Origin of the sequence: Muricauda brasiliensis (genome assembly GCF_003057865.1) — a bacterium.
In the GTDB taxonomy this organism is placed as follows: domain Bacteria; phylum Bacteroidota; class Bacteroidia; order Flavobacteriales; family Flavobacteriaceae; genus Flagellimonas; species Flagellimonas chongwuensis.
Genome location: NZ_QBTW01000011.1, coordinates 66071 through 78615, shown reverse-complemented (window position 1 = coordinate 78615; position 12545 = coordinate 66071). Strand labels below are relative to the sequence as shown.

The following is a 12545-nucleotide window of genomic DNA, read 5'->3' as shown; positions in this document are numbered from 1 at the left end:
GGATGAAATTTATTTTGGCACCCGATAAATATAAAGGCTCGCTAACAGGACGCGAATTTTGTGAAACCGTTGCTCAAGGTATATATAAAGTTTTCCCAAAATCGGAAATTTTAAACATGCCCTTGGCCGATGGTGGTGATGGTACCATTGATGTGGTGGCCGATTATCTCAAGGCATCAAAGGTGAGCGTAAAGGTCAAAGATCCTCTTTTTAGGGAGATTACAACACAATATCTGCTGTCGGAGGATGGGCAAACGGCCTTTATCGAGATGTCTGAAGCCTCTGGCTACAAATTGCTTCAAAAATCCGAAATGGACTGTATGCACACCACTACCTTGGGCACCGGTGAGGTGATTTTGGACGCTTTGGAGCGTGGTGTCCAAATCATATTGTTGGGAATTGGTGGCAGTGCTACCAATGATGGGGGCATGGGAATGGCAAAAGCATTGGGCTATCAATTTATGGATGCCCATGGAAATGAATTGAAACCTATTGGGAAAAATTTGGGCCAGGTGAAGGAAATCCAGCAGCATAATGTTCACTCAAAGCTTTCAAAAGCTAAAATTCAAGTGGCGTGCGATGTGAGCAATCCTTTTTATGGAGAAAACGGTGCGGCCAAAATATATGGCGTCCAAAAAGGTGCTTCGGATGAGGATATCGAGTTTTTGGACAGAGGGTTGAAAAACTTTTCCGAAATTCTTAAAGCATCATTTGACATTGATGTCCAAAATATTCCAGGTTCCGGAGCGGCCGGTGGTGTTGGTGGGGGAGCGGTAGTTTTCTTGAATGCAGAACTGGTTTCAGGTGTTGATTTGATTATGCAGCTAGCCAATTTTGATGAAGCGTTGCAAGGAGCGGATTGGGTGATTACGGGAGAGGGACAATTGGATAGCCAGACCTTTTCTGGAAAAACCATCAGCGGAGTGATACGATCTGCAAAAAAACGAAAGGTTCCTGTTGCTGCCTTTTGCGGGTCGGTCGATGTCAATATGGAAGAGATGCAAGAAATGGGATTGGACTATGCCGTCTCTATTCTTAATCAAATAGGGAATCTGGATGACGCCAAAGCAAGTACGGTGGCGAACTTAAAATTGGCCAGTTACAATTTTGCCAACTTGGTAAAGCTTTCCAAAGGTCAACTCAAATAACTACGGGTCATTTTAAATTCCAACGAGGTTTTTACCGTCTTCCATTCGCTGTTCAAAATGGAGAACACAACGGTATCCCTTAGGTTACCTTCTTCATCTACCCGGTGGTTTCTTAAAATACCATCCTGTTTGGCTCCCAACCTTAAGATGGCATTTCGGGAAGGATGGTTGTGGAAGTGGGTTCTAAATTCAACCGCAATACAGTTTAAATTCTCGAAGGCATATTTGAGCAAAATGTACTTGCATTCGGTATTGATTCCTGTTCGCTGGACTTTTTTGGAGTACCAAGTAGCACCTATTTCCACGCGCTTGTTCTTGGCGTCCACATTGAGGTAACGGGTGGTTCCTACAATAGTGTTTGTTTTTTTGTTGATGATGGCAAATGGCAATGATTTTCCTGCTGCCTGCTCTGTTAAGGCGGTGTCCAAATAGGAATCTACGGTTTTGGGCGAGGGAACGGCCGTGTACCATAACTCCCAAAGTTTCCCATCAGATGCGGCAAAGGCCAAATCCACTTTGTGCGTTTTTTGCAGGGGAACCAATTTTACCAATTCGCCTTCCAATTGAAGGGGGCGTAACCAAGAATCCATAGGTTGAATTTAAAGTTCAAATATAAGTTTTAATCCATCGATTTGAACAAAGAAAAAGCCAGGGAAAACCCCTGGCTCCATCATCAATCAAAAAACGAAATCATATCAACTATTCCGATTCAAATTCCTCAATTATAAAGAAGCTTTTATCCTTCTTGTCAATGAGGTAATTGCTTTCCAGCACATTGTAGTGCATGGACCTATCGTCAACGTTAATATCAAAACCGTTATCGGTCTGTACCACCTCAAAGTTGTTCCTTTCGGAACCTTTGTATTTTAGTACCATATAATCGTCGTAATTAGGGTCTGAGTCACTATCTATGGCCACCAATTTGGTGACGTATGCGGAGGATGGTTTCCTATCTTGGTTCACCATGCCCTTGTCCTTACTGTCCAGTTCCATGGTATAGTTCCTTCGTTCCATCACCTTTACGCTATATTCCTTTTCCTTTCCATTTTCGGAAACGGTAAAGGTCTTTAATTGCGTAGTGGCCTTCATGACCCCGGAATTTTTATTTTGACCATAACCTGCAAAAGCGGTTAGGGTTGCTAGTGATAGTATGGTAATGAGCTTTTTCATAGTATAATTTTTATAGTTAATAAATCAGTTCGCTGAATGTGTGCTTCAACTATTTTAGGTAAGCGGTGAACATCCAGTGTCTTTTCTCCAACGCTGTCATAAATTCCGTTAGCATGTTCTCTGTGACCACATCGCCTGTTTCCAGTGCTGCATTTACGGCATCCAACATGCTATCATGGAGAATTTCGTAATCGTGCAATACTTCCCTGACCATTTCCAGTGCGGAAATATTTTTTTCCTGCTCTTTTATTTTTGAAAGCTCAAGGGTTTTTTTAAGCGAAAAATTACTTTTTACGCCAAATACACGGATTCTTTCGGCAACAATATCAATGTTTTCTTTTACCGTATTGTATTCGTTCTCGAACTCCTCATGAAGTTCAAAGAACTCTGGCCCTTCGATATTCCAATGGAAATTTCTCAGTTTATTATAGAAAACCTGATAGTTGGCCAAAAGAGTATTTAGACTTACTACTATTTCAGCAGTTTCTAAATAAGTGAATCCTAGTTTTTTAAAAGTTTTATTTTTTGCTTTAACAGCTTCCATATAATAGATTTTTTTGATTTGTTTTCTATAAAATTACATACCAACACGCGCGCGGATTGATTGAAATGATGTAAATATTGATGCAAAAGGTATGCGAGGATTCTTTTGGTGCTAAATTGGCCTGTGGCCACTATTGGGTAGGGGATAAGTAAGCTTTGGCTAGGCGGATTACTAAAAATCGTCTTTGTTTGGTGCTTTAACACAGTTGCGATCAGTCTGTTTCCTGATCGTCTATAATTAATCCTTTGCGCAATGAAAGGTATACGTCTGAAGAAATATCGGTAACATACTCTTTCTCACCGTTGAAAACCTTCTGGGGTTCTTTGTTTACAGGGTCATGTTCCTGTACATAAATGGTATCCGATTTATCATATAGCACCTTGCCCAAACTAAATCTTTTAACAACAATATATTTATTGATACTTCTGATTGACATGAACTAAGAAGTTATTGGTTAATTAATAAGACACAGTTAGCATTCTTAGGTCACTTTTAATTGTATGTAATTGTTTACATACGTTTACAAACGAAAGCAAACGATTACAAACCAAATAATACTTTCTGATGCTTCTAAGTTTGCCTCGTCGAGCAATGAAGTTCGATGGATACATGTTCAAATCTTAAATCTTAATTACTATGAACTCACTTAGAAACAAAGTACAATTGATCGGAAACTTGGGAAACGACCCGGAAATCATCACACTGGAAAATGGTGCCAAATTGGCCAAATTTTCCATCGCAACAAATGAATCCTACAAAAATGCAAAGGGCGAAAAGGTAACAGATACGCAGTGGCACAATATTGTAGCGTGGGGCAAATTAGCTGAAATAACAGAGGATTTTTTATCAAAAGGGAAAGAAGTTATAATAGAAGGCAAGCTCATAAACCGGTCATACGAGACCAACGAAGGTGAAAAAAGATATATCACCGAAATTAAATGCAACGAATTGTTGATGCTTGGAAAATAATGATGAATACGAAACAAAAAAAGGAGGTTTGGCCTCCTTTTTTTGTTTTTGGTATTAGGGTAAATTATTTTTTAGTTGTTATAAGTGCAAACGCCAGAACTTTTTTCGAATGAACAACGTACATATAATAAATGCGAGGGATGAGATTAAGAGTTCAAATAGTAGCACTTTTTGCCCTAGGGGTAATCACTAAAATATCCGCACAGGATAATGAAATCCCTTTTTATGAAAAACAGGCTCGTAAGGATGCCCAACACGAACAATTGTCTGTTTTTTTCTCTATGGAGGATGAGAAGGATTTTTGGAAAGATCAAACAAGCTATGAAAATGATTTGGAGACCCAAGATAATGCGTCTTACCATATTTATATGAAAGCCAAACAGTCTGCCTACTCAGAGCACGCGCAATCGTGCGGGAATCATTGTGAGCATAGCGACTATTATTATCAACGAACCAGTTTATATTTTACCTATAAAGCCAAACAAGATATCTCGAAAGAGGCCTTTGTTGAGGCACAGCAAATAGCATCGCCCCGAATTTTGTAAATATAGATTTTAGTTAGTTGAAAAACGCCCCAATTTTGGGGCGTTTTTTTGTATGTAGTTTTAATTCTGACCTCCGTTACGCTCGGGTGAGCGTGGCTCTGGCCACTCCAATTGCTCGCCAGTTCTATTGCTAATCGGCAATACTGCTTTTTCTCGAGATGTTTTCTCGGGATGCTCGCTTGCCATATAGGCCAAAATTGCCGTTAGGATGGCATTGTTTCTTACATCATCAAAAATAATTTTGTCGTAAGTATCCCTGTTGGTGTGCCAAGTATAGTTCCAATAGGACCAGTTTAAAGAGCTCAAACTAAAAGCCGGTGCTCCTGCTGCCTGGAAAGATGCATAATCCGAACCGCCACGTGCCGGTGTTCCGGGGAAGGTAGTTTCAATTTCATCAGTAATTTCTGTAGGCACTTCGTGAAGCCATTTACCCAAATAATCGTAAGCATTCAAAAATCCGCCTCCGGAAATTCGGACCACTCTTCCAGTACCATTATCTTGGTTGAATAGGGCCTGTACTCCCTCAACAATCTCAGGATTGTCTTCCACAAAGGCTCTGGACCCGTTAAGACCTTGTTCTTCGCTTCCCCAATGTCCAACCAGAATGGTTCGTTTTGGGTTGGGATATGCTTTTTTCAAAATACGCATGGCCTCCATCATCACCAAGGTCCCCGTACCATTGTCTGTTGCACCGGTTCCACCGTCCCAAGAATCAAAATGGGCGGAAAGGACCACATATTCATCAGGCTTTTCCGAACCCTCGATTTCTGCAATGGTATTGAAGGTTGGCATTTTACCTAAATCTTTTGATTCGGCCACCACGTGAAGCTGCGGTTTTTGACCTGATTCAACCAAGCGATACAACATGCCATAATCTTCCAGTTCCAAATCCACCGTGGGGATTTCCTTGGTGTAGGCCCCGAATATTTTGTTTACTCCAAAACCGTTTGACCAATACGAGGCAACGATTCCGACAGCACCTGCTTCTTCAAGGGCAATGGGTAAAGAACGTCGGTTCAATCCGATGTTGCCCATGTTTTGGTCCCATGCTTTGGATTGCTCTTCACGTTCCTCCTTCATTTTTTCAAAGGATTTTTCGGTAGCAAACTCTTCCCAGTTGTAATCTGGTCTTCCTGTAGGTTGTGGCATGGATATCATAACAAGCTTGCCCTTTACATTGGGAAGCCAATTTTTGAATTCCATGGAGTCAGAAACCGTTGGTAGAACAACCAACTCCGCAGTTACCCCCTTTTTCGGTGTACTTGGGCTCCAAGCCAGTTGGGTGCCTCGAAGGCTCTGTACCCTTGGATATACCATATCAATATGGCTAATGCCACGTTCCCATCCTTTCCATTCCCCCCATTGCTCGTTACGGGCAGGGATTCCCCAACTCTCGTATTTGGCAACGGCCCAATCGTGGGCTTTTTTCATTTGGGGAGTACCCACTAAACGAGGGCCAATACCATCCATTAACTGATGGCCCAGAGTCTCCAGTTGCGAGTTTTCATTGGCTTCTTGAATAATTGCTTCAATAATGGCATCCTTGTCCTGCGCCAATATGGACATGCTGGACACAAGGAGCATGGCAAGTAAAAAAAAGGCTTTTTTAATCATAGTTTCTAGTTTGCCCTAAAAATAGGACAAATACGGAAACTGAAATGTATGGATAAGTGATTTAAGATGGACCGTTAGGCTACTTTTTGCATCAGATCAAAGCACGGACACTTTTTACAGCGTTTTTTTTCGCTTTTCTTGTATTTTTCGCAGCACTTGGATTTTACTTTGCCGGTCGGGGGCAATTCCCGTAGCAAAGCCTTTTTAAGTTTCTTCTTTTCTTTTTTCTTCTTGCCCATTGCTGATGGTAAAATAGGGCACAAAAATAGTTATTTTAAATCAATCTAAATAAATAATTAACGCAAATATCTTCACAATGGATTAAAAATGAAGGGAAAGGCCTATCGTGTTTGGTCCAAAGGAAAGGTTCCAGCTAACATTTTTTGGCTTTTGGTCATTATATTTTTCATCGTATTTGGAATCAAGGTACCTATCTATGGACTCCACAATAAAAATACTCAGTACCGTACTGAAAGCTACATCAGATACCCAATGAAAGTCATCCATTACCCTGACCAGTCCGGGAATCATACCAATGGTATACAATCCTCCTTTTACCCATGGGCTCTTAAACTGTTTGGCAATGGCATAGGCGTTGCTGAAGGCCAACATCGCATGGCCCGATGGAAAAGAGTCATAATCGTATACCCTATCCAAATGCAAGGGGTCGAAGGTTGCCGGACCTGCGCCACTTTTGGGTCGAGCCCTTCCAATGATACGTTTGCTCACTTGTTGGAGAAAACCTCCGGCGGTAGCAGAAGAGATCAGTAACACTCCGGTACGTCTCAGTTTTTCATTTTTGGTGAAGAGACCTGCCAGGTAAACTCCACCTGTAAGCATGTAATTGTTTTCTGGACTTCCGTACTCATGGCCATAATCCATGATTACATCCGGAATGTCCTGGTCAAAACCATTTTTCCATCTATTGAGCTCTTCATCAACGGTAAAAAGGAGAAGTGTGCCCCCGGTCAAATAACCAAAATTGGCCCAATCGTTCCCTTGCCAGTGGAACGGACGGGAATAGGAATAACCAACTCCGCCAAACATGTTGCCCACGTCGTAAGTAAAGTTGTTCCAAAGGTTTTTTTCTTTTTTTGGTTGTAATTCTTGACCTGTCACCTGAGAGGTCAGTAAAATAAGAACGAGGTATCTAAATGCTTTCATGAGGTTATAAACAAAAACAGTCGGCAAAATTACTCATAAATATCTTTTGCAAGGCGAAAAGTGTTCGCATGTGCCTCAACAATTATTTTGATATCTGGAGAATACCCGCCACCCATACTGCATTGAACGGGTATTTGCGCGTCATGGCAAGTTTGAAGTACAAAGCGGTCCCGCTCCTTGCATCCTTCCAATGTCATCGACAATGTTCCGAGTTTATCCGATTCCAGTACATCCACACCACAGAGATAAAAGATAAAATCGGGTTGGAGTTGTTCCAATAATTCTGGTAATGTCTTTTTTAGTATGGAAAGATATTCATCATCCGTAGTGCCTTTTTCCAAAGGAATATCAAGGTCGGATACTTCCTTTTTAAACGGATAATTGCCCTTGCCGTGCATGGAAAATGTAAAAACAGAATGGTCGGTCTTAAAAATTTCGGCCGTACCGTTGCCCTGATGGACATCCAAATCCACAATCAGAATTTTCTCGGCCAATTTATGGTTCAAAAGGTACTTGGCACCAATTGCTTGGTCGTTCAACATGCAAAAAGCTTCGCCCCTGTCCGAGTAGGCGTGGTGCGTTCCCCCTGCAATGTTCATCGCAATGCCGTTCGCAATGGCAAAATCGCAACCTTTTATGGTCCCGTCAGCTATGATACGTTCCCGTTTAACTAACTCTTCACTCAAGGGAAAACCAATCTTTCTGGCTTCACTTTTGGAAAGTCGTAGGCCAACTAGATTTTTATAATAATTGTCATCGTGGGCAGCCAAAATATGATGGTCCTCAGGAAAGGAAGGTTCAAAAAAGTTGTCTTCGGAGCAAGTACCTTCATAAAGTAATTGTTGTGGCAGTAACTCGTATTTGATCATCGGGAACCGATGGCCTTCTGGCAACGGATGTTTATATATGGAGTGGTAGGCAATCTTGAGCATTAGGCACCTTTTTTATGCAATGCCAACTGTATGCGCTTTCTAGCCACGTCCACATCCAAAACTTTCACCACCACCTGCTGGTGAAGACTCACATGTTCGTTTACATCCTTTACAAAAGTATCCGATAGGTTGGAAATGTGGATCAATCCACTTTCCTTGATCCCGATATCCACAAAACAGCCAAAGTTGGTAATATTGTTGACAATTCCCGGAAGCAACTGACCTTGATGTAAATCGGTAATCTCTTTTATATTTTGGTTGAAGGAGAAGACTTTGGCCTTTTCCCGAAGGTCCAATCCCGGTTTTTCCAATTCCTTTAAGATATCCTCCAAAGTCGGCATTCCAATGGATTCGGTGCAGTAAGATTTTAGGTCGATGCCCTTAAGGGCAGAAGTGTTTCCTACGATTTCCTTTAGTGAAACACCTTGGTCCTTCGCCATTTTTGAAACTAGATTGTAGCTCTCTGGGTGCACGGCGGAATCATCCAAGGGATTATCGCCATTTTTGATGCGCAAGAAACCTGCACTCTGTTCAAAAGCCTTTCCGCCCAATCGAGCTACGTTTTTAATTTCTTCGCGGCTTTTGAATGCCCCATTTTCATTTCGGTGAACAACGATATTTTCTGCAAGTTTGGGTCCAATGCCGGAAACATAGCTTAAAAGGGGTACACTTGCCGTGTTGATGTTAACGCCAACGAAGTTCACACAGCTTTCCACTACCGTGTCCAAAGATGTCTTTAATTGAGTCTGGTCCACATCGTGTTGGTATTGTCCAACTCCGATGGATTTTGCATCGATTTTCACCAGTTCGGCCAATGGGTCGGCCAATCGGCGCCCAATGGAAACGGCTCCACGAACCGTTACGTCATAATTTGGAAATTCATCACGGGCAATTTTGGAAGCCGAATAAATGGACGCACCGGCTTCACTGACCACAAATACCTCAATCGGTTTTTTGAAGGGTATGCGTTTTACCAATTGTTCGGTCTCGCGGGATGCCGTTCCATTGCCTATGGCGATTGCTTCGATTTTGTAAGCATCTACCAACGAACTAATCTTTTTGATGGCTCCGGAACTGTCGCGTTGAGGGGGATGGGGATAAATGGTCTCATTATGCTTTAAATCGCCCTGCTCGTCCAGGCATACTATTTTACAGCCTGTTCTAAAGCCTGGGTCAATGGCCAAGATTCGTTTTTCACCCAAAGGAGCACCGAGCAATAGTTGCTTCAAGTTTTTGGAAAACACCTGAATGGCATCTGCATCTGCCTTTTCCTTGGCCGCTTTTAAAAGTTCGTTGGAGAGGGATGGCAGTAAGAGCCGTTTGTATGCATCTGCAATGGCCAGTTCAATTTGTTCTGCACAGGCATTATTTGTTTTAATGATGCGCCTTTCGATATTTTGAAGCGCCCTTTCATCATCTATCTCCACTTTTATTCGGATAAACCCTTCCTTTTCCGCTCGCATTATCGCCAAAAATCGGTGGGATGGGCATCGGTTCAAAGGTTCGCTCCAATCAAAATAGTCGCGGAATTTTTGGGCTTTCTCTCCGTCTTTTTTTGTTTTGACCACTTTAGTCGTGATTAAGGCGTGCCGCTCCAACTGGCCCCGTAATTGGTTACGGATATCGGTGCGCTCATTGACCCATTCGGAAATAATATGACGGGCTCCCTCGAGGGCATCGTCTTCGTTGATGACATCCTTGTTAAGATATTTGGAGGCAATGTATTCGATTTCATCGCTCCGTTGTGCCATAATGATTTTGGCCAAAGGCTCCAATCCATTTTTTCGTGCGGTCTCTGCCTTGGTCTTTTTACTTTTTTTGAACGGAAGGTAGAGGTCTTCCAAACTGGTCATATCGGTACAGTTCAAAAACTTGGCTTTCAGTTCGGGGGTAAGGGCATCTTGTTCCTTAACAGCTTTGATGATGGCGGATTTTCGCTTTTCCAACGCCTCAAACTGGTTCTTGAATTCGACAATGGAACCGATCTGGACCTCATCCAAATTTCCAGTAAGTTCCTTTCGATATCGGGAAATAAAGGGAACGGTACAGTCTTGGTTTAAAAGCGAAACAGTGTTCTCCACACTTTTCTCTGAAAGGTTGGTATGGCGGACAATATAGGGGACAAGTTGCATGCTGTTTGTTTAATAGATGTCACTTCGAGCACAGGCGAAAAGTCTTTCCGTCCAAGTTTTTAATACGGGTCTCGAATGCGCTCGACCTTACAATTTCTTTGGATGCTAATTAATTTATGGTCTCGCCGTTGCTCACACTATCTACGTCAGGATTTACAAAAACGAGTTTCCCGTCTTTGTCTGCCGTCATCAAGATCATGCCTTGGCTTTCCACACCACGTAGTTTTCGAGGGGCTAAGTTGGCAACAACGGTTACTTTTTTGCCCACAATGTCCTCAGGTTTAAAGCTGTTTGCAATACCGGATACAATAGTTCGGGTATCAAGCCCCATATCCACTTTTAAGACCAAAAGTTTGTTGGCTTTGGGCATTTTTTCAGCTTCGATAATGGTCCCAACCCGTAAGTCCAGCTTGGCAAAATCATCAAAAGTAATGGTGTCTTTAAGTGGAGCTGATTCTTTGTCCATTTGTGCGTTGGCTTTTTTGGTGGCTTCCAATTTATCCAGTTGTTGTTGGATTTCGTTATCCTCAATCTTTCTGAAGAGCAATTCACTTTTGTTAATTGTGTGTCCTGCTGAAAGCAAGGTTGCTTTTGAACTAACATCATCCCACTCGATAGATTTCTCACCTGTGTTAGAAATGACATTGAGAATTCCTTTTAACTTCTCCGAAGTAAACGGTAAAAATGGCTCGCTCAAAATTGCCAATCCAGTCGCTATCTGAAGTGCTACGTACATGATGGTTTTTACACGCTCCTCGTCCGTTTTGATGAGTTTCCAAGGTTCTTGGTCCGCCAAATATTTATTCCCCAATCGCGCTAAGTTCATCAATTGCTGGCTTGCTTCACGGAAACGGTAACGCTCCAACGATGTGGACAACGTTTGGGGGAATTCCTTTAACGCCTCTAATGCTTCCTTGTCAACCACGGTCAGTTCAGCAGGTGCAGGTACCTCTCCATCATAATATTTATGGGTCAACACAGCTACACGGTTCACAAAATTCCCAAAAATGGCAACCAGTTCATTGTTGTTCCTTGCTTGAAAATCTTTCCAGGTAAAATCGTTGTCCTTGGTCTCCGGCGCATTTGCCGTCAAAGCGTAACGGAGCACATCTTGCATATCTGGGAAGTCTTCCAAATACTCGTGCAACCAAACCGCCCAGTTTTTGGAAGTGGAAAGTTTGTTGCCCTCAAGGTTCAAAAATTCGTTGGCGGGAACGTTGTCCGGTAAAATATAATCGCCGTTGGCCTCCAACATGCTAGGGAAGATAATACAGTGGAATACAATGTTGTCCTTGCCGATAAAGTGCACCAATTTGGTGTCCTTGTCCTTCCAATAGGGCTCCCAATCCTTACCTTCTCTTTCCGCCCATTCCTTGGTGGAAGAAATATAACCGATAGGTGCATCAAACCATACGTAAAGCACTTTTCCTTCGCCACCTTCTACGGGAACGGGAATACCCCAATCCAAATCACGGGTTACGGCCCTGGGTTTTAGGCCTTCGTCTATCCACGATTTACATTGTCCGTACACATTGGGTTTCCAGTCTGATTTGTGCTCTTCCAGAATCCAATTTTTTAGGAAATCTTCGTACCGGTCCAATGGCAAAAACCAATGTTTGGTAGTTTTTAAGGATGGAACGGTTCCCGTTATGGTGGATTTTGGATTTATGAGGTCCGTGGCGTTCAACGAGGAACCACAATTTTCACATTGGTCCCCGTAGGCTTCTTCGTGACCACATTTGGGGCAAGTTCCTATAACAAATCGGTCTGCCAAAAACTGTTTGGCCTCATCATCGTACAATTGCTCGGTCTCCTCTTCGATAAAGTCTCCTCGCTCGTACATTTTTTTGAAAAACTCCGAAGCGGTCTCATGATGCACCTCTGCGGAAGTTCTCGAATAGTTATCAAAAGAAACCCCAAAATCAGCAAAAGATTTTTTGATGATAGCGTGGTACTTGTCTATAATCTCTTTTGGTGTTACACCTTCTTTTTTGGCCTTCATGGAAATGGCAACACCGTGCTCGTCGCTACCACAAACAAAGGCCACATCGTTGCCTTTCAATCGTAAATAACGGGAATAAATATCGGCGGGAACATAGACTCCGGCCAAATGCCCAATATGGATAGGGCCGTTGGTGTAGGGCAGTGCCGCGGTAATAGTGTATCTGGAGGGTGATGTATTTTGAGCCATTTAGATCTAATTAGGCCCCAAAAATACTGATTTTAACGGGATACTCACAAAAAACGAAACCCCCGGAAATGCGACCCTATTTGGGGTGAGGGGTACATTACCGAAGGGCTTCGAAATAAAGGGTAACAAAGTGTCC

General features: G+C 42.5%; 12 protein-coding genes. 3 read left to right on the top strand and 9 right to left on the bottom strand.

What is annotated here, in order from left to right; genetic code table 11:
• Positions 1-2: 2 nt before the first annotated feature.
• Entirely contained in the window at positions 3-1148 is a 1146-nt protein-coding gene (locus tag DCK90_RS06355) for a glycerate kinase (RefSeq protein WP_108245348.1), read from the top strand.
• Here DCK90_RS06355 and DCK90_RS06350 read toward each other — a convergent pair.
• The 4 genes from DCK90_RS06350 to DCK90_RS06335 form a co-directional block, all read right to left on the bottom strand.
• Positions 1136-1738, bottom strand: a complete 603-nt coding sequence (locus tag DCK90_RS06350) for a GNAT family N-acetyltransferase (RefSeq protein WP_108245347.1) — start codon at positions 1736-1738, stop codon at positions 1136-1138. The two genes, DCK90_RS06355 and DCK90_RS06350, sit on opposite strands and share 13 nt — an antisense overlap.
• Before the next feature lie 109 nt (positions 1739-1847).
• Complete coding sequence (locus tag DCK90_RS06345) at positions 1848-2318, bottom strand: hypothetical protein (protein ID WP_108245346.1); 471 nt, start codon at positions 2316-2318, stop codon at positions 1848-1850.
• A gap of 49 nt (positions 2319-2367) precedes the next feature.
• A complete protein-coding gene (locus DCK90_RS06340; protein ID WP_108245345.1) occupies positions 2368-2862 on the bottom strand; it encodes a Dps family protein in 495 nt (164 codons plus the stop codon).
• Between the two features lie 211 nt (positions 2863-3073).
• On the bottom strand, positions 3074-3298 hold the full coding sequence (locus DCK90_RS06335) for a hypothetical protein (protein ID WP_108245344.1): 225 nt from the start codon (positions 3296-3298) through the stop codon (positions 3074-3076).
• A gap of 200 nt (positions 3299-3498) precedes the next feature.
• Between DCK90_RS06335 and DCK90_RS06330 the strand changes: the two genes are divergently transcribed.
• The gene (locus tag DCK90_RS06330) at positions 3499-3831 is read left to right on the top strand and encodes a single-stranded DNA-binding protein (RefSeq protein WP_108245343.1); all 333 of its coding nucleotides are present in this window, start codon (positions 3499-3501) and stop codon (positions 3829-3831) included.
• A gap of 140 nt (positions 3832-3971) precedes the next feature.
• Entirely contained in the window at positions 3972-4376 is a 405-nt protein-coding gene (locus DCK90_RS06325) for a hypothetical protein (RefSeq protein ID WP_108245342.1), read from the top strand.
• Positions 4377-4436: 60 nt separating this feature from the next.
• On the opposite strand, the gene DCK90_RS06320 is transcribed toward DCK90_RS06325, so the two are convergent.
• The 5 genes from DCK90_RS06320 to metG all read right to left on the bottom strand — a co-directional run bounded on the left by DCK90_RS06320 (position 4437) and on the right by metG (position 12409).
• Positions 4437-5990, bottom strand: coding sequence for a M20/M25/M40 family metallo-hydrolase (locus DCK90_RS06320; RefSeq protein ID WP_108245341.1), 1554 nt, complete (start codon positions 5988-5990; stop codon positions 4437-4439).
• A 321-nt stretch (positions 5991-6311) separates the two neighbouring features.
• Complete coding sequence (locus tag DCK90_RS06315) at positions 6312-7154, bottom strand: phosphatase PAP2 family protein (protein WP_108245340.1); 843 nt, start codon at positions 7152-7154, stop codon at positions 6312-6314.
• Between the two features lie 29 nt (positions 7155-7183).
• Positions 7184-8086 carry a histone deacetylase family protein gene (locus DCK90_RS06310; RefSeq protein WP_108245339.1) on the bottom strand — a complete coding sequence of 301 codons (903 nt, stop codon included), beginning with the start codon at positions 8084-8086 and terminating at the stop codon, positions 7184-7186.
• Positions 8086-10218, bottom strand: coding sequence for a Tex family protein (locus tag DCK90_RS06305; RefSeq protein ID WP_108245338.1), 2133 nt, complete (start codon positions 10216-10218; stop codon positions 8086-8088). The genes DCK90_RS06310 and DCK90_RS06305 overlap by 1 nt, the downstream gene beginning before the upstream one ends.
• Positions 10219-10327: 109 nt before the next feature.
• Positions 10328-12409 carry a methionine--tRNA ligase gene (gene metG / locus DCK90_RS06300; protein WP_108245337.1) on the bottom strand — a complete coding sequence of 694 codons (2082 nt, stop codon included), beginning with the start codon at positions 12407-12409 and terminating at the stop codon, positions 10328-10330.
• Between the last annotated feature and the right edge of the window lie 136 nt (positions 12410-12545).

Bases quoted from the DNA above. Each gene is read 5' to 3' on its own strand.
- DCK90_RS06355 (WP_108245348.1), top strand. From the start codon at position 3: ATGAAATTTATTTTGGCACCCGATAAATATAAAGGCTCGCTAACAGGA.
- DCK90_RS06350 (WP_108245347.1), bottom strand. From the start codon at position 1,738: ATGGATTCTTGGTTACGCCCCCTTCAATTGGAAGGCGAATTGGTAAAA.
- DCK90_RS06345 (WP_108245346.1), bottom strand. From the start codon at position 2,318: ATGAAAAAGCTCATTACCATACTATCACTAGCAACCCTAACCGCTTTT.
- DCK90_RS06340 (WP_108245345.1), bottom strand. From the start codon at position 2,862: ATGGAAGCTGTTAAAGCAAAAAATAAAACTTTTAAAAAACTAGGATTC.
- DCK90_RS06335 (WP_108245344.1), bottom strand. From the start codon at position 3,298: ATGTCAATCAGAAGTATCAATAAATATATTGTTGTTAAAAGATTTAGT.
- DCK90_RS06330 (WP_108245343.1), top strand. From the start codon at position 3,499: ATGAACTCACTTAGAAACAAAGTACAATTGATCGGAAACTTGGGAAAC.
- DCK90_RS06325 (WP_108245342.1), top strand. From the start codon at position 3,972: ATGAGATTAAGAGTTCAAATAGTAGCACTTTTTGCCCTAGGGGTAATC.
- DCK90_RS06320 (WP_108245341.1), bottom strand. From the start codon at position 5,990: ATGATTAAAAAAGCCTTTTTTTTACTTGCCATGCTCCTTGTGTCCAGC.
- DCK90_RS06315 (WP_108245340.1), bottom strand. From the start codon at position 7,154: ATGAAAGCATTTAGATACCTCGTTCTTATTTTACTGACCTCTCAGGTG.
- DCK90_RS06310 (WP_108245339.1), bottom strand. From the start codon at position 8,086: ATGCTCAAGATTGCCTACCACTCCATATATAAACATCCGTTGCCAGAA.
- DCK90_RS06305 (WP_108245338.1), bottom strand. From the start codon at position 10,218: ATGCAACTTGTCCCCTATATTGTCCGCCATACCAACCTTTCAGAGAAA.
- metG (WP_108245337.1), bottom strand. From the start codon at position 12,409: ATGGCTCAAAATACATCACCCTCCAGATACACTATTACCGCGGCACTG.